General features: G+C 72.8%; 19 protein-coding genes. 7 read left to right on the top strand and 12 right to left on the bottom strand.

Features of this window, described 5'->3' with window-relative positions:
- Positions 1–149 precede the first annotated feature (149 nt).
- Positions 150–2,651, bottom strand: a complete 2,502-nt coding sequence (locus ACLHRZ_RS04725; protein WP_490416959.1) for a sensor histidine kinase — start codon at positions 2,649–2,651, stop codon at positions 150–152.
- Between the two features lie 203 nt (positions 2,652–2,854).
- Between ACLHRZ_RS04725 and ACLHRZ_RS04730 the strand changes: the two genes are divergently transcribed.
- Positions 2,855–3,652, top strand: coding sequence for a hypothetical protein (locus tag ACLHRZ_RS04730; RefSeq protein ID WP_490416960.1), 798 nt, complete (start codon positions 2,855–2,857; stop codon positions 3,650–3,652).
- Here ACLHRZ_RS04730 and ACLHRZ_RS04735 read toward each other — a convergent pair.
- On the bottom strand, positions 3,638–3,994 hold the full coding sequence (locus ACLHRZ_RS04735) for a helix-turn-helix domain-containing protein (protein ID WP_490416961.1): 357 nt from the start codon (positions 3,992–3,994) through the stop codon (positions 3,638–3,640). The two genes, ACLHRZ_RS04730 and ACLHRZ_RS04735, sit on opposite strands and share 15 nt — an antisense overlap.
- 478 nt (positions 3,995–4,472) lie before the next feature.
- Here ACLHRZ_RS04735 and ACLHRZ_RS04740 point away from each other — a divergent pair, with 478 nt between their 5' ends.
- The 3 genes from ACLHRZ_RS04740 to ACLHRZ_RS04750 all read left to right on the top strand — a co-directional run bounded on the left by ACLHRZ_RS04740 (position 4,473) and on the right by ACLHRZ_RS04750 (position 8,171).
- Positions 4,473–5,120 (top strand): DUF4360 domain-containing protein, encoded by a 648-nt coding sequence (locus ACLHRZ_RS04740; protein WP_490416962.1) that lies wholly within the window; start codon positions 4,473–4,475, stop codon positions 5,118–5,120.
- A gap of 174 nt (positions 5,121–5,294) precedes the next feature.
- Entirely contained in the window at positions 5,295–5,756 is a 462-nt protein-coding gene (locus ACLHRZ_RS04745) for an ATP-binding protein (RefSeq protein ID WP_490416963.1), read from the top strand.
- Positions 5,757–6,080: 324 nt separating this feature from the next.
- On the top strand, positions 6,081–8,171 hold the full coding sequence (locus ACLHRZ_RS04750) for a SpoIIE family protein phosphatase (RefSeq protein ID WP_490416964.1): 2,091 nt from the start codon (positions 6,081–6,083) through the stop codon (positions 8,169–8,171).
- Here the strand turns inward: ACLHRZ_RS04750 and ACLHRZ_RS04755 are convergent.
- The 4 genes from ACLHRZ_RS04755 to ACLHRZ_RS04770 are packed head-to-tail and all read right to left on the bottom strand — an operon-like array spanning position 8,128 to position 11,574.
- Positions 8,128–9,357 carry a cytochrome P450 family protein gene (locus ACLHRZ_RS04755; protein ID WP_490416965.1) on the bottom strand — a complete coding sequence of 410 codons (1,230 nt, stop codon included), beginning with the start codon at positions 9,355–9,357 and terminating at the stop codon, positions 8,128–8,130. The two genes, ACLHRZ_RS04750 and ACLHRZ_RS04755, sit on opposite strands and share 44 nt — an antisense overlap.
- Positions 9,354–10,553 carry an MAB_1171c family putative transporter gene (locus ACLHRZ_RS04760; RefSeq protein ID WP_490416966.1) on the bottom strand — a complete coding sequence of 400 codons (1,200 nt, stop codon included), beginning with the start codon at positions 10,551–10,553 and terminating at the stop codon, positions 9,354–9,356. Before ACLHRZ_RS04760 ends, ACLHRZ_RS04755 begins: the two co-directional genes overlap by 4 nt.
- On the bottom strand, positions 10,550–11,140 hold the full coding sequence (locus ACLHRZ_RS04765; protein ID WP_490416967.1) for an ImmA/IrrE family metallo-endopeptidase: 591 nt from the start codon (positions 11,138–11,140) through the stop codon (positions 10,550–10,552). Before ACLHRZ_RS04765 ends, ACLHRZ_RS04760 begins: the two co-directional genes overlap by 4 nt.
- On the bottom strand, positions 11,137–11,574 hold the full coding sequence (locus ACLHRZ_RS04770; RefSeq protein ID WP_490416968.1) for a helix-turn-helix domain-containing protein: 438 nt from the start codon (positions 11,572–11,574) through the stop codon (positions 11,137–11,139). Before ACLHRZ_RS04770 ends, ACLHRZ_RS04765 begins: the two co-directional genes overlap by 4 nt.
- 360 nt (positions 11,575–11,934) lie before the next feature.
- On the opposite strand from ACLHRZ_RS04770, the gene ACLHRZ_RS04775 reads away from it, so the two are divergent.
- On the top strand, positions 11,935–13,149 hold the full coding sequence (locus ACLHRZ_RS04775; RefSeq protein ID WP_490416969.1) for an MFS transporter: 1,215 nt from the start codon (positions 11,935–11,937) through the stop codon (positions 13,147–13,149).
- Positions 13,150–13,407: 258 nt separating this feature from the next.
- On the opposite strand, the gene ACLHRZ_RS04780 is transcribed toward ACLHRZ_RS04775, so the two are convergent.
- Both ACLHRZ_RS04780 and flK read right to left on the bottom strand, forming a co-directional pair.
- The gene (locus ACLHRZ_RS04780) at positions 13,408–15,270 is read right to left on the bottom strand and encodes a fluorothreonine transaldolase (RefSeq protein ID WP_490416970.1); all 1,863 of its coding nucleotides are present in this window, start codon (positions 15,268–15,270) and stop codon (positions 13,408–13,410) included.
- Between the two features lie 111 nt (positions 15,271–15,381).
- Positions 15,382–15,816, bottom strand: coding sequence for a fluoroacetyl-CoA thioesterase (flK, locus tag ACLHRZ_RS04785; protein ID WP_490416971.1), 435 nt, complete (start codon positions 15,814–15,816; stop codon positions 15,382–15,384).
- Between the two features lie 163 nt (positions 15,817–15,979).
- On the opposite strand from flK, the gene panD reads away from it, so the two are divergent.
- Positions 15,980–16,396 (top strand): aspartate 1-decarboxylase, encoded by a 417-nt coding sequence (gene panD, locus ACLHRZ_RS04790; RefSeq protein WP_490416972.1) that lies wholly within the window; start codon positions 15,980–15,982, stop codon positions 16,394–16,396.
- A 13-nt stretch (positions 16,397–16,409) separates the two neighbouring features.
- On the opposite strand, the gene ACLHRZ_RS04795 is transcribed toward panD, so the two are convergent.
- The 4 genes from ACLHRZ_RS04795 to ACLHRZ_RS04810 all read right to left on the bottom strand — a co-directional run bounded on the left by ACLHRZ_RS04795 (position 16,410) and on the right by ACLHRZ_RS04810 (position 19,437).
- Entirely contained in the window at positions 16,410–17,120 is a 711-nt protein-coding gene (locus ACLHRZ_RS04795) for an alpha/beta hydrolase family protein (RefSeq protein ID WP_490416973.1), read from the bottom strand.
- A 65-nt stretch (positions 17,121–17,185) separates the two neighbouring features.
- Positions 17,186–18,349 (bottom strand): MAB_1171c family putative transporter, encoded by a 1,164-nt coding sequence (locus ACLHRZ_RS04800; protein ID WP_490416974.1) that lies wholly within the window; start codon positions 18,347–18,349, stop codon positions 17,186–17,188.
- Positions 18,346–18,885 (bottom strand): toxin, encoded by a 540-nt coding sequence (locus ACLHRZ_RS04805; RefSeq protein WP_490416975.1) that lies wholly within the window; start codon positions 18,883–18,885, stop codon positions 18,346–18,348. The genes ACLHRZ_RS04800 and ACLHRZ_RS04805 overlap by 4 nt, the downstream gene beginning before the upstream one ends.
- Positions 18,886–18,996: 111 nt before the next feature.
- Positions 18,997–19,437, bottom strand: a complete 441-nt coding sequence (locus tag ACLHRZ_RS04810) for a helix-turn-helix domain-containing protein (protein ID WP_171078811.1) — start codon at positions 19,435–19,437, stop codon at positions 18,997–18,999.
- Positions 19,438–19,691: 254 nt separating this feature from the next.
- Here ACLHRZ_RS04810 and ACLHRZ_RS04815 point away from each other — a divergent pair, with 254 nt between their 5' ends.
- Positions 19,692–20,738 carry a ParB/RepB/Spo0J family partition protein gene (locus tag ACLHRZ_RS04815; RefSeq protein WP_490416976.1) on the top strand — a complete coding sequence of 349 codons (1,047 nt, stop codon included), beginning with the start codon at positions 19,692–19,694 and terminating at the stop codon, positions 20,736–20,738.
- Positions 20,739–20,782: the final 44 nt, after the last annotated feature.

Consider the following 20,782-nt stretch of genomic DNA (forward strand, 5'->3'; position numbering starts at 1 on the left):
GCGCCATATTGACGGGGGCTTTATTGCGTTCGATGGCTTGTTCTGAACCCCGGACACGGGTGCGCCGCCGGAGGAACAAGGTGGGTACACAGGCGCACACGCTAGTGGTACGCGGGGTGTGCAGCCCGGGAACACGCTGACGCGTGGGATCACGGGGCGGCGGGGGGGGGGGGGGGGGGGGGGGGGGGGGGGGGGGGGGGGGCCGCCGAGGCCGGCAGGACGAGCGTCACCGCGAAGGCCGCGGCGCGCGCACCCGTGGACCGCAGCGAACCGCCCATGGCCTCGACGAGATCGCGGGACAGCCGCAGGGCCAGCGTCCGGCCCCGCTCGGCCGGGGCCGGGGAGCCGTCCGTCCCGTCCGTGATGCGCAGCGCCAGCCGGCCGCCGGGCAGCAACTCGGCGGTGACGACGGGTGGTTGGCCGGCCGGGCTGTGGCGCAGCGCGTCGGCGGCGAGGGCGGTGAGGGCGCGGGTGAGCAGGGCCGCGTCGGCGATGACGTCGGGCAGCTCCTCCGGCAGCGAGAGGACGAGCGTGTGGCCGCCGGGACCGAGGTCGTCCAGGGCCGTGGTCAGTACCTCGCCGAGCTCCACCGGGCGGAGGTAGAGGTCGAGCGCTCCGGCGTGCAGTCGGCTCAGGTCGTCCAGATCGGCGGCGAGCCGCCGCGCGCGGCGCACCGACGACCGGACGGCGGGCGTCCGCGCCTGCTCCGGCTCGTCCGTCCGCGCGAGGGCCCCGGCGGCGGTGTCCAGGCACGCCCTCAACTCGCGTACCGCCGTGACCAGGAGCGAGGCGCGGGTGCGCTCGGCGGCGGCGAAGGTGTCCGTCTCCTCGGCGTGCCGGGCGAGCCGGCCGTGGGTGTAGGCCACCGCGAGCTGCGCGGCGCACGCGGCGAGGAGCTGCCGGTCCTCCCGGCTCAGCCCCTGGCCGCGCGCCGCGAGGGTGAGGCTGTCGTCGACGGGGCTCTCCAGGTCGCCGTCGTAAGGCCGTTCGGGCGGCCGGTCGCCCGCGCTGGCGACGACGTACCAGCGGGGCCGGGCGCCCGGACCGGGGTCCCGTTCGAGCAGACTCACCGCGGTGAGGCCGAAGTTCTCCCGGATCTGCTCCATGAGCGCGGGCAGGTCCTGCCCGTGCATCATCGCCGTGGCCAGCCGGCTCAGGGCCCGGGCCTCGGACGTGGCGCGCACCGCCTGGTACGTGCGCCGGGCGGCCGTCCCCGCGGCCGAGCCGACGAGCGCGGCGACGGTGACGAAGACGACGAGCGCGAGGACGTCGTGCCCGTGCTCGACGGCGAAGGAGTACGCGGGAGGGGTGAACCAGTAGTCCGCCAGCAGCACCGCGGCCACGGCGGCGACCAGGGCCGGCCACAGCCCCCCGACGAGGGCGATCACCACGACGGCCAGCAGGTAGAGGACCAGGTCGGCGGAGAGGTCGAGACGGCCCCGCAGCGCCGTCAGGGCCCAGGTCAGCGCGGGCAGCAGGAGCACCGTGCCCGCGGTCGCCAGCCAGTACCGCCGCCGGCCGGTGCCCCGGTACGGCAGCGGCAGCGGCAGCCGGGCCAGGGCGCCGGAGCCGGCCGCCGCCTCGTGCGTGACGACGTGCACGTCGACGGGCCCGGAGCCGTGGATCGTCCGCTGCCCCACCCCGGCGCGCAGCAGCAGCGAGAGCCGGCCCCGGCGGCTCGCGCCCAGCACGATCTGGGTGACGTTCTCCGCCCGGGCGAACTCCAGCAGCCCTTCGACGACATCGTCACCGGTGACCTGGTGGTAGCTGCCTCCCAGGGACTCCACGAGGGCGCGCTGGCCGTCGAGCGCGGCCGGGCTGCCGCCCACGAGCGCATCGCCCGGGACGACGTGGAGCGCCAGCAGCTCGCTGCCGGGGGTGCGCGCGGTGATCCGGGCGGCGCGCCGGATGAGCGTCTCGCCCTCCGCGCCGCCGGTCAGGCCGACCAGGATCCGCTCGCGGGTCTCCCAGGGGGTGGAGATGCCGTGGTCGGTGCGGTAGCGCTGGAGCCCCTCCTCTACCCGGTCGGCGAGCCACAGCAGGGCCAGTTCGCGCAGTGCGGTGAGGTTGCCGACCCGGAAGTAGTGCGTCAGCGCGGACTCGATGCGGTCCGCCGGGTAGATGTCGCCGTGCACCATACGGCGGCGCAGCACCTCGGGCGGGAGGTCGACCAGTTCGATCTGGGCGGCCCGCCGGGCCACCTCGTCCGGCAGCGTCTCGTGCTGGACGGTGCCCGTGATCTGTTCGACCACGTCGTTGAGGGACTCCAGGTGCTGGACGTTGAGCGTGGTGACGACGTCGATCCCCGCGTCCAGCAGCTCCTCCACGTCCTGCCAGCGCTTGGCGTTGCGGCAGCCCGGCACGTCGGTGTGGGCCAGTTCGTCGACCAGGGCGGTCTGCGGGCGGCGGGCGAGCACGGCGTCCAGGTCCATCTCGGTGAACGAGGCCCCGCGGTGCACCAGGGTGCGGCGCGGGACCGTCTCCAGCCCCTCGGCCAGGGCGGCGGTGAGCCGCCGTCCGTGCGGCTCGGCGAACCCGATGACCACGTCCGCGCCCCGGTCACGCAGCCGCCGGCCCTCCTCGAGCATGGCGTAGGTCTTCCCCACCCCGGGGGCGGCCCCGAGGTAGATCCGCAACGCTCCGCGCGCCATCGGCGGGCTCCTGCCGGGTCGGGACCATGGCCGTCTGCCCTTCCATGGTGCTCCCGGCACCGTGCCCTGTCCTGGCTCGATGTCCTGGCTCGATTCGTGCGGTCGCCCCGGAGCTTGGCCCGATCGTTGCCCGCCGTGACAGTGGGCGATGGGAACATCATTTTGTTGTGACGGTGGGCTGTGAGTGAGAGCTGGGAGCCGATGTGGCAGGGGACCAGGCGTCCTTGATCTCGGAGTGGGTACTGCCCGCCGCCGTGTGCGCGCCCGTGACCTGGGTGTGCCTGATCTTCCGGTTCCGCGAGGACGGGCGGCTGCTGGGCACGGTCCGCTCGGTGGGGCTGACGGTCGCCGTGGTGCTGTGGACCTCCGGCATGGCGGCCGTGGCCAGTGGTCTGCTGCTGCCGCACGCGTCGAGCGTGCCGCCCGTGGCGGTGGGTGCCGCGGCCGGCTGGGGCGTCGCGCCGCGCGGCCGCGGGGAGCAGGGTGACAAGAGCGCCGTCATGGCCGTGCTCACCCTCGGCAATTCGCTGTTGCTGTATCAGCTGGCCCTGCGTCTGCGGACCGACCGGGCCGAGTGGTGCGAGCGTATGGCCGGGGGATTCCGCGACTGCTGGGACATCGACGCCTTTGCGGGCGGTGTCCGTCATCATCTGCTGCAGCGGGTGGACGCCCCGGGGCGTCCCGTACGGCTGCGCACCCAGATGAAGCGGGAGATCAACGACCGTCACAACGAGGTGCGGACGGCCGCGCAGCGGTGGATTACGGTGGAGACGAAGGTCGAGAAGGCCTGTCAGCAGCAGGCCCGGCCGGCCACGCGGGAGGAGATCCGCCGGGTGCGCCGGGCATTCGGTGAGACGGAGCAGTATCTGGTCTGCCTGCTGGAGCTGGCGCACGCCCACGGCAAGCGCAGCGATGCGGAGCGGCTCCTGGAGCTCAAGCGGCAGCACCTGTCGTGTGCGGCCATGGAGCAGATGGCGGGCGGCGGTTCAGCGAAGGCGTGAGTGGGCGTACGTCCCGGCCGGTGCGGTCGCGTGGTGTGCGTCCGGCCTGGTGCCGGCGGGCTCGTGGGTGCCGGGGGAGTCGGAGAAGACGATCTCGACCCTGGCGTCGAGACATTCGGCGACGGCGGCGAGGGAGCGGAGGGTGAGGTTCTCGCCGCCGGAGAGGATCTGGCTCACCCGGCCCGGCGAGACGCCCATGCGGTCGGCCAAGTCCTTGCGGGTCATGCCGCGTTCGGCGAGGAGCCCTGCGAGCGAGGCCGTCGCCTGCCGGGCCAGCCTGCCGCCCGCGGCCTGGGGGTCGCCGTAGTCGGTTCCCGCCTTGTCCGTCCGTCCCCAGGCCATGGTGCCCCCCAGTGCTCCCGCGACAGCTGTCGCGTCGTCAGATGTGCTGCTCCTCCACGAGGATGTCCCCACGGGGATGTCCTCCTCCGAGGATGCCACCTTTAGCTCTGCCTAAAAGCCAGTCTGCGCGACGAGGTGCCGCGGCGCAAGGGTCCCGGGGCGCCCCGCGCCCCCTTGACCAGGCGTTACAAGGGTTGACGACGATTTTCGGCCAGATCTGCGGAACCCCCCTTCCGGAGGCACTCCCTCCCCCTGCCGGTAAGTCTGGCCAACTCCCCGCGCCCTCCCTATCATTCCGAACGCTCGTCCGTCCCACGGGCCGTGGGAAACCGCGCGCTGACATGCGCATCACGGCCCGGCACTCCTCGAATCCGGACGCCTGCCCTACCGCTCAGGGGTACCCCGTGAGGATTCCCAGGTCTTCCTTGTCTTCCCCTCGGGCCTTCGCGGTCCGAAGACAACCGATGATTGGAGCGCCATGCCCGGCGGTCTGTTCACAGCAGGAGCGATAGCGGCGTTACTCGCCTCGTCGTTCTCCACCCACCCCAGCACCATCAAGGACCCGCCGCCCGACAAGATCGTGATCGAGATCGCCACGGTCAACGGATCGGGCTGTCCCGCGGGAACCGCAGCCGTGGCGGTCTCCCCGGACAACACGGCCTTCACCGTCACCTACAGCGAGTACCTCGCCCAGGTCGGTGTGGGTGCCAAGCCCACGGACTTCCGCAAGAACTGCCAGCTCAACCTGATCGTCCACGTCCCGCAGGGCTTCACCTACGCGATCGCCAGCGCCGACTACCGCGGCTTCGCCAGCCTCGCGGACGGCGCGAACGGCCAGCAGAAGGCCTCGTACTACTTCCAGGGCTCGCCCGTCACCACGCCCAGCAGCCACTACTTCAGCGGCCCGTACAGCGACAACTGGCAGGTCACCGACTCCGTCGACGTCGCCTCGCTGGTCTGGGCGCCCTGCGGTGAGCAGCGGAACTTCAACATCAACACCGAGCTGAGGGTCGGCGCCGGCTCCTCGGACCCGAGGAGAACGACGAGCTTCATGGCCATGGACTCGACGGACGCCGACATCAACACCATCTACCACCTCGCCTGGAAGCAGTGCCCGAGCGCCTAGCCGCTCCGCCTGCTCCAGGCCGGCCGCGCAGTTCCCCGCGCCCCCTTGCGGGCCGGGGGACTGCGCGGACCGCACTTCGTGAGGATTCTGTGACTCCTGGGGTATAGACCTCTGGCGGAAAGCGAGCGAACGTTGAGGAACCCGCTCACTCGATCGCACCAGAGCCAGGGCCAGATGCCTGTATTCACCCGTGACACCCTGAGTCCCGCGCCCGTGGCCCGCGCCGCCTCCACCCCTGCGCCCGGGCACGCCGTCTCGCTCCCCGCCTCGCCCCGGTCCGTGGCTGCCGCCCGGCGCTTCGCCGGGCGGCTGCTCGCCGAGTGGGGACTGCAGGACCTCGCCGACGACACCGTGCTGCTGCTCTCCGAGCTGGTCACCAACGCCGTCGTGCACGGCTGCGGAGGCACCGGCGACGTCGAGCTCTCCCTCGGCCGCACCCCCGCGCACCTGCTCGCCCGGGTCACCGACACCGGGGGCCGGGCGCCGCGGTGCGGGCAGGCCGCGGCGGACAGCGAGAACGGCCGCGGCATGTGGCTCGTCGAACAGCTCGCGGACCGGTGGGGCCACCACGCGTCCGGCACGGGCACCACCGTCTGGTTCACCCTTCCGCTCCCGGGAGCCGCCCCCGCCCGGTGAGCCGCAGGCTGCGGACCCGCCCGGTTCGGGGGGACCATGGAAACCTGCGGCGGCTAGGGGGCGTCCGATGGGTCAGTGCGGGCCCTGCGACGCTCCCCCAGCTACCTCCCCCAGCTACCGCTGGGGGTGCCCCCAGGAGGTGCCCCCAGGTACGGCGCCTCGCCGTGTTGTCGCATCACCCGAGTACGCCCAGTACGCGGATGATGCTCCGCCTTGCGATGCTCCCCCAGCTACCGCTGGGAGGTGCCCCCAGCACCGGACGCCGCAGGGCCCGCACTGACCCATCGGACACCCCCTAGGGCGGCGGCGGAAGGAGGACCCGGGATGGGCACCAGCGACGCGCTCCCGCCGCGCCAGGAGTCCGACGGGCCCGTCGCCTACGCGCCCGGAAGCCTCCTGGACAAGCTGGGCGTGGCCGCCGTGGTGCTCGACCAGGACGGGCGGATCGTGCTGTGGAGCAGGCAGGCCGAGGATCTCTTCGGCTGGACGGCCGCCGAGGCGCTCGGCCGGCACGCGGCCCCGCTGCTGGTCGCCGAGCAGCACCGCAAGGAGGTCCTGGGGCTCTTCGCCCACGTGATGGGGGAGGGCAGGAGCTGGGCCGGCGTCTTCCCCGCCCTGCACAAGGACGGCAGGCCGCTGCTGCTGGAGTTCCGCAACATGCGCCTGGACGACCAGCACGGCCACCGCTACGCCCTGGGCATCGCCACCGACCAGAGGGTGCTGCGCGACGTCGAACGCCACCTGGCGCTCTCGCTGCAGCTCATCGACCGCTCCCCGATCGGGCTGGCCGTCCTGGACACCGACCTGCGCTACCTGATGGTCAACCCCGCCCTGGAGCGCATGCACGGCCTCCCGGCCGAGGAGCACCTCGGCAAGACCGTGGCCGAGGCCCTGCCGCACGCCGACGTGACGCAGATCGAGGCCGACCTGCTCCGTGTGCTCGCGACCGGCACCCCGCTGCTCGACCAGCTCGCCGTGGGCCTGGCGGGCGGCGCCGCCGTATCCGGCCAGGCCCAGCTGGTCTCGTACTACCGCCTGGAGGACCCCGGGGGCCGGGTGCTGGGCCTCGCCGTCTCCGTCGTGGACGTCACCGACCGGCACCGCGCCATCGAGGAGTTCCGCCGCCGCATGCAGCTGATCGCCGACGCCTCCGTGCACATCGGCACCACGCTCGACCTCGACCAGACGGCCCGGGAACTCGCCGAGGTCGTCGTGCCCCGCCTCGCCGACGTGGCCGCCGTCGACGTGCTGGACGTCATCCTGCAGGGCGGCCCGGCGGTCACCGGCGACGGGGACGTCGTCTTCCGGGCCCTGGCCGTGGCCGCCGCCCGCACCCCCGGCGCCACCTCGGCGGCGGCCGCCGCCGACCCGACGGGGCAGATCGCCCAGTACGACGCCGACCGCCTGGTCAGCCGGTGCGTGCGCACCGGCCGCCCCGTCCACCTGCCCCGCGTGGGCCCGGGGGACCTGGCCCGCATCGCCCGCAACGAGAAGGCCGCCGCCCTGCTGGAGCGCGCCGGGGTGCACTCCTACATCGCCGTCCCGCTGATCGCCCGGGGCGAGGTCCTCGGCGCCCTGGACCTCAAGCGCGTCAGCAACCCCGAGCCCTTCGGCGAGGACGACGTCGTCCTCGCCGCCGAACTCGCCGCCCGGGCCGCGGTCTGTATCGACAACGCCCGCTGGTTCCAGCGCGAGCGCGCCACCGTGCTCACCCTCCAGCGCAATCTGCTGCCCCAGCGGCCCCAGCAGCCCGAGGGCATGGAGGTCGCCTACCGCTACCAGCCCGCCGGGGCGGCCAGCCAGGTGGGCGGCGACTGGTTCGACGTCGTCCCGCAGTCCGGGGGCGCCAGCGCCCTGGTGGTCGGCGACGTCATGGGCAGCGGCATCAACGCGGCCGCGGCCATGGGCCAGCTGCGCACCGCCTCCCGCACCCTCTCCGGGCTGGGCCTCGACCCCGCGCAGGTGCTGGAGCACCTGGACCGGACCGCCAGTGGTCTCGACCAGACGATCGCCACCTGCGTCTACGCCGTCTGCGACCCCGCCGCCGGCCTCTGCCGGGTCGCCACCGCGGGGCACCTGCCCCCGGTGCTGATGCGCCCGGGCGAACGCCCCCTCCTGCTCGACCTGCCGACCGGCGCCCCGCTCGGCGTCGGCGGCGTCCCCTTCGAGAGCATCGGCATGACCCTGGCGCCCGGCGACCAGCTGGTGCTCTACACCGACGGCCTCGTCGAGACCCGGGACGAGGCCATCGACGTCCGCCTGCAGGCGCTGCTCGCCCTCCTCGACGGGCCCCGGCGCGACCTGGAGGAGACCTGCGACCTGCTGCTGACGGCCCTGCGCGAGGACAACGACCAGGACGACGTCGCCCTGCTCATCGCCCGCGTCGGCCCGTACCGCGGACCGGAAGAGCCCTGAGCGCCCGCGAGCGGAACGACGTGCGCCACTGCAACTCGTCTGCGGGCACCGCGAGTTCCAGGTCCGGGAAGCGGTGCAGCAGCGTCGCCAGCGCGATCCGGATCTCCATGCGGGCCAGCGGCGCGCCCAGGCAGTAGTGGATGCCCTGGCCGAGCGCCAGGTGGGCCTTGTCCGCGCGGCGGATGTCGAAGCGGTCGGGCTCGGGGTAGCGCTCCGGGTCGCGGTGGGCCGAGGCCAGGCACAGCATGACGGTGTCGCCCGGCGGCACGGCGACGCCGCCGATCTCCACCGGCTCGACGGGAAATCGGCGGATGGCCATCTGGTTGGGGTGCGCGTACCGCAGGAGCTCCTCCACGGCGCCCGGCAGCAGCTCCGGCTCGGCGCGCACCGCGGCCAGCTGCTCCGGGTGCTGCAGCAGCGTCAGCAGGCCGCCGCTGATGAGGTGCTGGGCGTTCTCGCTGCCCGCCATCAGGATCAGGAACGCCAGCGAGACCAGCTCGTCCTCGTCGAGCCGGTCGCCCTCGTCGCGGGCCACGATCAGGGCGGAGAGCAGGTCGTCCCCGGGCGCCGCGCGCCGGGCGGCGACCAGCTCCTGCAGGAAGCGGTGCACGCGGCCGACGGCCTCCGTCACCTGGCCCGGGTGCTCGGGCGCCAGCATCGTGCCGATCCAGGCGGAGAACGGCCGCCGGTCCGGTTCCGGGACGCCCAGCAGGTCGCCGATCACGACCAGCGGCAGCGGATTGCTGAACGCGGTGACCAGATCGGCGCCGCCGTGCGCGTCCATGCCGGCCGCGAGCCCGTCGGCGAGGCGGTCGGCCGCCGCCTGCACGAGCCCGCCCAGGTCCTCGACCCGGCGCGGTGTGAAGCCCTTGGAGACCAGGCGGCGCAGCCGCAGATGGTCCTCGGGATCGATGTTCAGCAGATTGGCGTCCAGGGCCGGGGGAAGGGAGAAGCCCTTGTAACCGACGCCCGAGCGCGCCTTGTTGACCGACAGTCGCGGATCCGTGATCCAGGCGCGCACGTCGGCCTCCCGCGTCACCAGCCACACCGGGGAGCCGTCCGGCAGCGCTATCCGGTGGACGGGCGCCGTCTCGCGCAGCCGCGCGTATCCCCGGTACGGGTCGGCGAAGAAGGCGGCGTCGAACGGCTGCGGGAGGTGCTGGGCGGTCGGGGCCTGGCGGGTCATGCGGTCCTCTCCGGGGCGGCGGTGAGCGGGGTCTGCGCGAGAGCGGCCGCGACGGCCGGCGACGCGGCGAAGGCGCGGGCGAGCCCGCGCTGGAAGGCCAGTTCGGCCGCCAGGTCCTCGGGACCGGCCGCCAGCGGGGTGCTCGCGTGCTCGACGGGCCGCACGTCCGCCTCCTTGGCCCGCAGCGCCCCGGCGAGCTGGGCCGCCTCGACCGCGGCGGCCAGGGCATCGCCCGACAGGCCGGCCTCCGCGCCGTGGGACCGCGCCGCCGCGGCGACCGCCGGGTCCATCCAGACCCGCAGCGCCCACTGGGCGTCCCGGATCTCGATCACGGTGCGGTAGAGCCGGGTGCGCCGGTCGGCGCCGGGCTCCAGCTCCAGTACGGGTTCGGGGACGTGGGCCGTCAACGCGGCGTGCAGCGGGGTGAGTTCGCGGTGGGCGCGGCGCAGCTCCGCGCGCTCGCGCAGGGCGCTGAGCGAACGCCCCCAGTCGGGCATGGTCCAGCCGGCCGTCTTGCCGATGGTGTTGACCGTCACCGCGATCGGCACCAGCGGCTCCCAGGCGTGCCCGCTGGTGCCGAACTGCCCGGCCACGATGTCGGCGAACCGGCAGCCCGCGTAGAGCATCGCGGCGGGCAGCGTCATGCTGACGAGCCGCAGCCCGCGGCGCAGCCAGGGCGTCGGGGCGATGCCCGCGTAGCGCCAGCACAGGATGCACACGTCGACCTGGTTCCAGGCGTAGGCGATCAGGTAGACGGCGAGGTAGGCGGGGTAGAACTGCGCCTTGGACAGGGCGAAGTCCGTGGGCTTCTCCTGCAGTTCGGTGGCGGCCGAGAAGAGCGTCACCATGACGGCGAGGACCGCGCCGATGCCGATGAGCCGGGGCGCGGCCCTGCGCCAGGCCACGTCGCGCTCGTACGTGAGGTGCAGCAGGACGAGTTGCTGGCAGGCGGTCAGCAGCATCACGCAGCTCTGGGTGAACAGCCCCGAGAAGTTGCGGATGCCGACGGCCTCGCTGGTGGCCACCCAGACCGCCGGGGTCGAGACCGTGAAGATCAGGAACGGGAAGAGGAAGTTCCCGACGAGCGCCCACTGGGCGGGCGACCGGTCCCTGCGGAGGATCCGCAGCTTGTAGAGGAACGCCAGCAGGTTCACTGCGGCGCACGCCGGATACATGATGCCGTTGAGCTGGTTCATTGCGCTTTCTCTTCTCCGCTCCGGTGTGCCGGGCTCTCGAGCGCCGACAGCCGGGCCGCCAGCTCCGCCGCCTCCGGCGGCACCTGCCACGTCCGCTGCGGCGTCCAGGTGCCGATCCGCCGCCCCAGCAGCGAACCGACGAACTCGGCCTCGCGCTCGGCGGGGGAGTGGGCGTGCTCGCGCCCCAGCACCCGCTGCACCAGGCCGGGGTCGAGGGAGGGCATCAGCAGCCGGGTCGCCTCGGGGGACATCACCGGGGCGGCCTCGTGGTCGCAGACCAGGTGCCCGAGCTCGTGCAGGATCACCTGGCGCTGGTGGACCGGGGCCAGCCGCGCCTCGAAGGCGATGAAGTCGCTGCCCTCGGCCGAGATCCACATGCCGTCCGGGCTGCCCGCGGGGAGCGGCAGGGGCACCAGGTGGACCGTGCGGCCGAGGCAGGCGCCGATGTGGGCGCAGAGCGCCTGCAGGGTCAACTCGCCCTCGGGCAGCCCGAGGGCGCGGACGCGCTCCTCGCACTGCTGCCGGAAGGACGGGGCCGGCCCGGTGTCGTTCGCGGATCTCCTCCGCCGCCAGCGCATCACCATCATCGACGTTCGTCGTCGCGGCCCGGCCGGCCCGGAGGGGGCGCCGGGAGGTCCCGTAAGGCGTGCTGCGCCTGGGCGGCGGAGGCGAGGATCTCGCCGATGAGCCCCGCCAGCCGGTCCACCGGCGCGGCGGGCGCGACGGGCTCGGCCGGTTCGGCAAGTTCTGTGTTCACCTGCTCGAAGACCTGCTCGTCGAGGAAGTAGGCGTCGCGCGAAATGCCCAGGCTGTGCGAGACCTTGAGCAGCGTCTCCAGCGTGAGGTTGCAGCCGTCCGCGGATTCGGCGTGGGACAGGGTCCGCTTGGAGACCCCGGCCCGCTCCGCGAGTCCGGCCAGCGTGAACGGTCCTTCGGGGTGGTGCTGCCGGACGTACCGCAGGCGGCGGGCGACTTCGGCCTTCGCCCGGTGGATGCGCGCGTCTCCCCCCTGCTGCAGCACTGCTCTTCTCCCCCGCGCGTCTGCGTTCGGCCCCCTGACCGCAGGACTTTAACGCCCTGGTGAAAGGGTGATCCAGTCGCAGGGGCGACAGTTCGGGCTCCGGGAGCAAATGTCCGTATTGCTGCCGAGGGGCGGTGCAGTACGTTGCGCGCCGGTGCAGCAAGTTGCAATATCCCGCACGAGATCGCTAACGTCCCAGTCGCCGCGTGCGGCGGTCACTCAAAGCGACGGGGGTGCAGTGAGTGACGCCGCCCGCCCCGGCCCGGTCGGCGCATAACTGCGTGGCCGTGCCAACGGGCCTCGCCTAGCATGGCCGCATCGCCAACGCTTCTGGCGTTTCCCGACGAGAGGGAGCCGGGCATGCGGTCGAAGGTTCCCCCGGCCTGGGCGCGTGCCGCCCTCGCGATGTTCGGCGTCGGATGGGGCGCCAACCAGTTCTCGCCCATGCTGCGGGTGTACCGGGAGCAGAACGGGCTCTCCGAGGCGGCCCTCACGGCGATGTTCGGGATGTACGCACTGGGCCTCATCCCCGCCCTGCTCGTCGCCGGGCCGTATTCGGACCGCCGGGGCAGGCGCACCGTCATCCGGCCGGTCGTGCTGCTGTCTTCGGTCGCGACGCTCGTGCTGATGGCGGGCGGAACGCGGCCCGAACTGCTCTATGTGGGCCGCTTCCTGGCCGGAGTGGCGTCGGGGGCCGCCTTCAGCGCGGGAAGCGCATGGGTGAAGGAGCTGTCGGTGCAGGCCCCGGCCGGTGCGGGCGCGCGCCGGGCGGCCGTCTTCCTGTCCGCCGGCTTCGGCGGCGGACCGCTGGTCTCCGGCATGGCCGGACAGTGGCTCCCGCTGCCGCGGATCATGCCGTACGTCCCGCACCTGCTGATCATGGCCGTGGTGACGCCCCTGGCGTGGCGGCTGCCGGATCCGGCAGCGGAGCGGGACCCCGCCCCCTGGCGGGCTCCCCGCGCGGCGCGGCGGAAGCGGTTCCTGCTGGGCGTGGCGGTCTGGGCGCCGTGGGTGTTCGGCACCGCGACCGCCGTCTTCGCCACCTTGACGGCGCTGGCCGCTCCGCACACCCACGGGCTCGGCGTCGCCTTCACCGGGGCCGTCACCGCCCTGACCCTCGGCACCGGGATCGCCGTGCAGCCGATGACGAGACGGCTCGCCGCGCGGGGCGGCACGGCGCGGGCCGCCGTCGTGGGGCTGCTGCTGGCCACCGCCGGATTCGTCGTCGCCGCCGGAGCCGCGGCCTCCGGCTGGGTCGCGGTCGTCCCCGCGGCCGCGCTTCTCCTCGGCGCCAGTTACGGCATGCTGCTCGTGTCGGGGCTGAGGGAAGTGGAACTCCTGGCCGAAGAAGGCGAGTTGGCCGCCTTCGTCGCGATCTTCTACATGCTCATCTACATCGGCTTCGGTGCGCCCTATCTGTTCACCGTCTCGGCCGGGGCGTTCGGCTATCCCCGGTGCCTGCTCGCGGCAGGGGTGGTGACGCTGCTGACCGTGTTCGTCACCCGCCCGGCGCTGCGCGACGACCGGGTCAGGGCGGCGGCTCCCGCCGAGGAGACGACCTCCGTGCGCCGCTAGGGGGCTAGGGCGTGTCCGATGGGTCAGCACAGGCCCTGCGACGCTCCCCCAGCTACCTCCCCCAGCTACCGCTGGGGGTGCCCCCAGGAGGTGCCCCCAGGCACGGCGCCTCGCCGTGTTGTCGCATCACCCGAGTACGCCCAGTACGCGGATGGTGCTCCGCCTTGCGATGCTCCCCCAGCTACCGCTGGGGGTGCCCCCAGGAGGTGCCCCCAGCACCGGACGCCGCAGGACCCGCACCGACCCATCGGACACGCCCTAGAACACCCCGGTCCTGCGGCCGAGTTGCTCCACCAGGGCACGGCATTCCTCGTATTCCGGCGCCCAGAAGACGAGGCCGTGGCGCCTGACGTACATCACCTGGCTGTCGGCCGCCGCGTCGGCGACCGCCTCGGCCAGCGCCACGCTTCCGTACTCCTGAGGCGGAAGGACGAGGACGTCCTTCTCGTCCTCCGCATCCCGTCCCAGAATGCAGTGGTTGTGCACGATGTACGCGGCGCCCGTGTGCTCCCGCAGCAGGTGGTGCAGATACACCTCGGCGGAGGGCGGCCGGTCGCCCCGGCAGTGTAGCGTCCAGCCGTCGAGTCCGGTGACCTCCACGAAGTGCTCCGGCGCAAGGTCCTTGATGTACGCGCCGCTTGCCGTGACGAAGTGGCGGCCCCGGGGATCGGCGAAGCTGATGTTGCCCGCGGAGTCGATCTGGTGCGGGAACGCCCCGGCGAGGGCGCCGAGTTCGCGTACCCGGTCGAAGGAGTCCCCCTGCGGGAGCGCGGTGGCGGGATCCAGCCGCCATGCGATCCACCGCGGCCGGCCGGAGGCGGCCGGCCGGTCCGGGGCGGCCGCCGCCCGGCCGACCGTCGCCGACGCGTCACCGGTGAAATGCACCGCATCGTGCTGTCGTACGAGTTCCACGATCCTCGGCCGGATCCGCTCGGGCTTCTCCGTGCCGAGGAGCAACGGGGCCAGGAGGCCGGCCGCTTCGGTGAGTTCGGCGTCGCCGTATCCCCGGCGCGTGACCTCCTGCACCCCGAACCTGATCGTGTCCCGGTTGAAGGCCACGACCCGGTTGGCCGACACGTTGGCCCGCACCAGCCGGTCCAGCACCACGGGGCCGGTGCCGGCCGCGTGCGTGTCGACGAAGAACATGTGGTTCGCCGTGAAGCCGCGCTCCTCGGCGAGGACCGGGACGCCGCGCTCCCGGAGGCGTGCGGCCAGCAGCCCGGCGTTGTCCACCACGCGGTCCGCGTACGCGCGCCCGTCGTGCCACATTTCGTGCAGTGCGACGAACAGGGCGATGGTCGAGGCGGTGTGCTGGCTGCTCACCGTTCCCGAGGAGAGGGTGTAGCCCAGTTTCTCCATGAGATTCCGGTCGTTGCCGAGGACCAGGCCCTTCTGCGGCCCGAAGAACGTCACATGCGTGTTGGCCAGCATGAGCGCCGCACCCTCGCGGAGCGGGTCCTGGAACCGGCCGCCCGCGATCAGGCCGAGAGTGTGCGACGCGTCGAAGACCACCGGTACGTCGCCCGCGATCTCCTTGAGTTCGGCGAGGGGGAAGGGGAAGAGATGGTTGGTCGGGTCGACGAGGAGGAGGGACGGCCGCGCTCTTTCCAGGACTTCTCTCGTCCGGCCGGCGTCCAGCGATTGGTCGTCGTGGAAGACATAACTGAGGCTCCGCCGCCCGAAAGCACGGCACATCAGCTCAGTGAAGGGGTTCCCGCCATCCTTGGTGGCTACACGCATCACGGTGTCGCCCGGTTCCGAGAGCGCGGCCAGTGCGGTCTGCAGGGCATGAAGGCCGGAAAGGCAGCGGAATTCGGCGTATGTGCTCCCGAAGAGGCGGGAGCACACCTCGGCCGCCGACCGCTCGATCGCGTCGATCCGGTCCAGGCCGCGCAGCAGCAGATTGCCCAGCCGGGCGGGGGACGACTGCCGCATCTCCAGGTGCTCCAGCAGATACCGCCCGGCCAGCGGGCTCGCCAGCATGCCCCGGGCCCGCGGGGACAGCACCGTCTCGTTGGCGGTGAGGTGGAGGACCTCGGACTGCTCGGCCTCCTCCGCGGCCACCAGCTCGCTGATGGCCTGCAGGGAGAGCGGTGCATCGTGTCCGGCCGTGGACCGCACGTCTCCTCGCCCCCTCTTCTTTCGGTGATGTGATGCCGCACAACGCGTCGCACAGACCGCCAGGTTGCGCGGAATCATGGACCGAGGGGGACGGGGAGTCCGGCCAATTCTCTATTCGGAAAGCGCTGTTGCGCGGCGCAGTTTCTCCTTGACGCCCTGCGTGAAGCGGTCCAGGTCGACCACGGCGCGCTCGTGCGTTCCCGAGCCGATCTCGTCGACGCCGTCATGCGCCGTCACCTGCCACGTGAGCCGCCGCCCACGTGCCTCCACCAGTTCCACGGTGGCCGTGACGGTGAGTCCGGGGGGTGTTGCGGCCGAGTGCGTCACGGAGATCGCCGTCCCCAGACTGCCCTCGCCCGGTGCCAGGAACGGCTGCATCGCACGGACGCATGTCCACTCCATCAGGCCGACCATGAATCCGGTGGCGAACACCTCGGGGAAGGTGGCGAACTCGGGCGATTCGGCATAGAGATGCCGTACCGTCTTGTCCGGCGGAACCACATAGCGATGGGTGTGCTTCGTGCCGACGACCAGGCCTTCGCGCATGCCCTGCTCCTCACATCACAGACGACCGGAAATGTGGGCTGCGTCATAATCTACTCGGCGCCGCACGATCCCCGGTACGACCCGCCTGGGCCCTGTAAAGTAGGGGGCACGCCCTTGACCTGCACAAACGCAGGCAGGGAGCCTATCTTTCGGGAGTGCCTCGATGTACCGCACCATGATGAAGTCCAAAATCCACCGGGCCACCGTGACGCAGGCCGACCTGCACTACGTCGGTTCGCTGACGATCGACGCCGACCTCATGGACGCCGCCGACCTGCTGCCCGGCGAGAAGGTCGACATCGTCGACATCGACAACGGCGCCCGGCTGTCCACGTACGTGATCGAGGGCCCCCGGGGCACGGGCGTGATCGGCATCAACGGTGCGGCCGCGCGGCTGATCAGCCCGGGGGACCTGGTCATCGTCATCGCCTACGGCTCCATGGACGACGCCGAGGCCAAGGCCTTCGAGCCGCGCGTCGTCTTCGTCGACGAGCACAACAAGGCGGTCGACCTCGGCAGCGACCCGGCCGCCGTGCCGGAGGGCTCGGGCCTCCTGCGCGGGGACCGGGTGGCCGGCTGACGTCCCTGCCCGGCTAGGGCCGGAGCGCGACGTCCGCGATCACCTGTGCCGTCACCGCCGCCGCCTCCCGCACCGCGGGGTCCCGGCTCTCCAGGCAGCGGCGTGCGGCCGGGTCGTACTCGGTCATGATCGACCCGGCGTGGTCGGCGGGGATCTCCGCGAGCTCCGCCGTCCAGCCGTGCTCCGCGAGTGCGGTGCGGAACGTGCGCGAGAACGCCACGTCCTCCAGCGTGTCCTGCGTGCCGTGCACCAGCCGCACCGGCACGGGCTCGTCCGCCGCCCGGCCCGCGGCAAGGTCGTCGAACAGCACCGTTCCCGTCGTGCGCGCCGGGCGGTCGTACTGGGCCGCGATGCCCACGACCGCCGCGGGCCGCCAGCCCCCGGCCGTCTCCGGGCGCAGCGCGACCCCCACCGCGGCCGGGGCCCCCGCCGACCAGCCGGCGAGGACGAGGCGGCCGCCGGCCGCATGGTCGCGGGCGAAGGCCAGCGAGTCCAGCAGTTCGGCCCGCCCGCCGTCCGCCGCGTCCGCACGCCAGTCGGGCACGAGCACGACGACGCCGTGCCCGGCCACCGCCCGTGCCAGCGGCCCCATCACGTCCCGCTCGTCGGGCCCGCTGCCGTGCCACAGCAGCACCGTCGGCGCGGCGGGGGCGGTGACGCCCTCGGGGCGGTGGATGTCAACGGACTTGCCGAGCGAGGTGGTTGCGAGCTCGTGCTCCGGCACAGTGGTCCTCCCGGTCGGATGGTGATCGTGATCGTCGGCAGGACGTTATCAACGTCCCGCCCGCGTCAGCGGAACGCCTCCGCCACCCGCACCAGCCAGGCGGTCTCCGTCGCGAGGTCGGGGTGCGCCGGGCAGTGGTCCAGCGCCCCGGACTCCTCGGCGGGCACGGTGCGGCCCTGCGCCCGGGCCGTCAGCGCCGCCCTGATCCGCACCGCCTCGGCGTGCGCGCTGAGCGCGTCCCCCGACAGGCCCGCCTGTGCGCCCTCGCGCAGGGCCGTGGTCACGGTCTCCGGAGCGGCGTGGGCGCGCAGGGCGAGCTGCCCGTCGCGGATCTCGATGACCCTGCGGTAGAGGCGGAACTCCAGCTGCCGCACTGCCAGCCGGTCGGCGAGCGCGCTGCGCGCGGGTGCCAGCGCGATGGAGGGGACGGCCCGGTGCAGCTCCGTCCACAGCGGGTACAACCGGCGGTGGCGCCGGTAGGCCGTCGCCCAGCGCCCGGCCGCGGCCACCTGCGGCCCCCAGCCCGGCAGCGTCCAGCCCACCAGGGTCAGCGCGGAGCCGACGTCCCCGCACACCCAGGCCGTGGTCTCCCACGCGCGCAGGTCGAAGCCGAAGGCGATGCCGAGGACGTTCCCGGCCCGGATGGCCCCGTAGCCGAGGGTCAGGAACGCACCGGCCGCCGTGACCAGCAGGCCCAGCCGCAGCCACGTACGCCCGGCCACCCGGGCGTAGCCGGAGCAGGCACGGACGACGTTGATCTCCCCGGCCAGGTAGATGCCGATGTAGACGGACAAGTAGGCGATGTAGTAGGGGTCGTGGACGTAGTAGAGCGTGAAGTCCTTCGGCCGCTGGCGGGCCGGGGTGAGCAGGCAGAAGAGCACGACCAGTACCGCAATGGCCGTGGCGCAGAAGGCCAGTTGCCAGCGGACTAGCCGCCGCGCCGTCTCCGGCGGGCGCGCCCAGTGGGTGAGCACGGTCTGCTGGCCGACGATCAGGGCGACGACGCAGCTCTGTGCCAGCAGCGCCGCGATGTTGGGCACTCCGGCCAGCCGGTCGACCAGGATCCACACGTGCGGCAGCGAGACGAAGAAGCTCATCCCCGACAGCGCGAAGACCGCGCACAGCGCGAGCAGGGCGCGGTCCCCGGGATTCCGGCGCAGGGCACGGCACTTGTAGAACAGGCCCGCCCAGGCGGCGACGGCGCCGAGCAGGTGGAACGCAGGTATCACAGGTCGTCCTGGGGGGAGGGGGCGGTGTTGCGCAGCGAACGGTCCAGACGCTGCACGCGCTCGGCCGCCTCGCGCGGCACGGTCCAATTGCGTTCGAGGGGAGGCCTGTTGGCCTCCTGGAGGATCAGCGACGCGACCATCTCGGCCTCCTGTTCCTCGGCCGAGGTGTAGTACGTGCGGGCCAGGACGCCCTGGACCATCTGCGGGTCGAGGTTCGGCAGCAGCAGCCGGGACGTCTCCTCGCCCAGGACCGCGTTCTCCTTGTGCCCGCAGATCACATGGCCCAACTCGTGGGCGATGATGTGTTCCTGGTGGAGCCGGCCGGTGTCCTGCTCGTAGAAGATGTAGTCGACGTCCGTGGCCGAGATCCAGAGTCCGCAGGGCCCGTCCACGGGCAGCCGGACGGGTTCCAGGCGGATGGGGCGGCCGTGCCGTTCGGCCACGCGCCCGCACAGTTCCCAGATGTCGAACGGTGACGGTATGTCCAGGCTGCGGACCAGCTCCAGGCTTCGCCGGTGCAGCCTCTTGAAGTTCACGGCGTGGTCCCCCGTATCTGTCCCATGGCCGCCGTGTCCGTCCCGGCCTGCTCCGGACCGGGGCGATCACGGCTCTTCGAGAGGGAGCCCGGGCGGGCCCCGTGGAAGCCGTTAGGAGTGCCTCTCGGGCGGAGCGGTCGGCAGACCCTCCAGTTCCCGTACCCGCTCGATCACTTCGTTGATCGAGTGCAGGCTCTCGGGGGAGAGCCCGGCCGCCCGCAGGGCGACGCGCTGCACCTGGGTGTCCCGCAGAGCCACCAGCAGTCGGAGGTCGGCGTTGACGGCGGCCGTGACCCGGTCGTCGAAGAAGTACGCCGGAGGCACCCCGAAGAACTTCGCGAGCGCCTCCACGTGACGCAGTGTCGGGTTGTTCCGCTGGCCCTTGCGCAGCAGCCAGATGTAACTGCCGGAGATCGGCACGCCACCCGCCGTGATCGTGCGGGCCACTTCCTCGGTGGTGTACGGCTCCCGGCCGGCCGGCACCACTGTCCGGAAAAGGTGATTCAGCTTGTCGGCGAGCGTGTGCTCGGCCGTGGTGTCCGGTTCGTTCATGATTCCACCTCCCTCCCCGCGGTCAATCTAGCGTAAGGGGCACCGGCCAGGTCCAAGTGCGTCCATGTGCCCGCGGCCGTAATGCGGTTGACAGCGGTGGCGGTCGCTCCATAGCGTCCTGCTGGCGACTGGATCGACTGGTGTTGGACGCCCTGCTCCGGCAATCAATCACCAGTTGGCGGGGGCGGTTTCCAGGCTTCCCCCTGCCGTGCGGTCCGTCGCCCGGCAGAAGGTTCTTCTGGATGGGGGATGTCGTGACGACGTGTGGACAGACGACGACAGCGGAGACGGCCTGCGGGACGGAGGACGGGACGGAGGACGGCTGCACGGGCGGCCTGGAGGCGCAGCGGACGGTCGTGCTCCTGGTCGGATCCCTGCGGCCCTCCCACTCGCCCCGGGTGGCGGGAGAGGATCCACGGCACGTACAGACGCTCGTGGGGGCCCAGTGCCCGCTCCCGCCGATCGTCGTGCACCGCGCCACCATGCGCGTCGTCGACGGCATGCACCGGCTGCGGGCGGCCCGGCTGCGCGGCGACGAGCGCATCACGGCCCGCTTCTTCGACGGCAGCGAGGACGACGCCTTCGTCCACGCGGTCCGCCTGAACACCCTTCAGGGGCTGCCGCTCACCCAGGCCGACCGCGCGGCCGCCGCCACCCGCATCATCCACACCCACCCGCACTGGTCGGACCGGCTCATCGCCTCGACCGCCGGACTCTCCGCCAGCACGGTCGCCTCCCTCCGCAGGCGCGCCGCGGGCGAGGCCGCGCAGGTGCACGCCCGTACCGGGCGGGACGGCCGGGTCCGCCCGCTCAACGCCGCCGAGGGCCGCCGCCGCGCCCGCGCCCTGATCGAGGCCAAGCCGCAGGCCACCCTGCGCGAGATAGCCGACGTCGCCGGCATAGCGCTCGGCACCGCACGGGACGTGCGCGAACGGCTGCGCACGGGCCAGGATCCGGTGCCCAAGAAACTGCGCGACGCAGAGAGCCGGCTCGCCGCCGAGATGACGTTACACGCTCCTCGCCGCCCCGCCCCGGCGCCGAAGGCCACCGCCGACGGCACGCCGGACGAGACCGGCGGCGCCCCCCTGCCCAAGCTGCGCAAGGACCCCTCGCTCCGCTTCACCGAGGGCGGGCGGACCCTGCTGCACCTGCTGAGCGCCAACGCCATGGGCGGCGAGCGGTGGCGCCGGCTGCTGGAGAGCGTGCCCGCACATCGCCGCACGATGGTGGCCCAGGCCGCCCGGCACACCGCCGAGACCTGGCTGCGGTTCGCCATCGAACTGGAGCGCAGGTCCATGTGACGGCCCGTCGGCCGGCACGGGGGAACCACCCCGCGGGTGCGCCG

The organism is Streptomyces sp. AM25, from assembly GCF_058146165.1.

Coding starts and splice junctions, on each gene's coding strand:
- ACLHRZ_RS04725 (WP_490416959.1), bottom strand. CDS start 2,651: ATGGCGCGCGGAGCGTTGCGGATCTACCTCGGGGCCGCCCCCGGGGTG.
- ACLHRZ_RS04735 (WP_490416961.1), bottom strand. CDS start 3,994: ATGGCCTGGGGACGGACGGACAAGGCGGGAACCGACTACGGCGACCCC.
- ACLHRZ_RS04740 (WP_490416962.1), top strand. CDS start 4,473: ATGCCCGGCGGTCTGTTCACAGCAGGAGCGATAGCGGCGTTACTCGCC.
- ACLHRZ_RS04745 (WP_490416963.1), top strand. CDS start 5,295: ATGCCTGTATTCACCCGTGACACCCTGAGTCCCGCGCCCGTGGCCCGC.
- ACLHRZ_RS04750 (WP_490416964.1), top strand. CDS start 6,081: ATGGGCACCAGCGACGCGCTCCCGCCGCGCCAGGAGTCCGACGGGCCC.
- ACLHRZ_RS04755 (WP_490416965.1), bottom strand. CDS start 9,357: ATGACCCGCCAGGCCCCGACCGCCCAGCACCTCCCGCAGCCGTTCGAC.
- ACLHRZ_RS04760 (WP_490416966.1), bottom strand. CDS start 10,553: ATGAACCAGCTCAACGGCATCATGTATCCGGCGTGCGCCGCAGTGAAC.
- ACLHRZ_RS04765 (WP_490416967.1), bottom strand. CDS start 11,140: ATGATGGTGATGCGCTGGCGGCGGAGGAGATCCGCGAACGACACCGGG.
- ACLHRZ_RS04775 (WP_490416969.1), top strand. CDS start 11,935: ATGCGGTCGAAGGTTCCCCCGGCCTGGGCGCGTGCCGCCCTCGCGATG.
- flK (WP_490416971.1), bottom strand. CDS start 15,816: ATGCGCGAAGGCCTGGTCGTCGGCACGAAGCACACCCATCGCTATGTG.
- panD (WP_490416972.1), top strand. CDS start 15,980: ATGTACCGCACCATGATGAAGTCCAAAATCCACCGGGCCACCGTGACG.
- ACLHRZ_RS04810 (WP_171078811.1), bottom strand. CDS start 19,437: ATGAACGAACCGGACACCACGGCCGAGCACACGCTCGCCGACAAGCTG.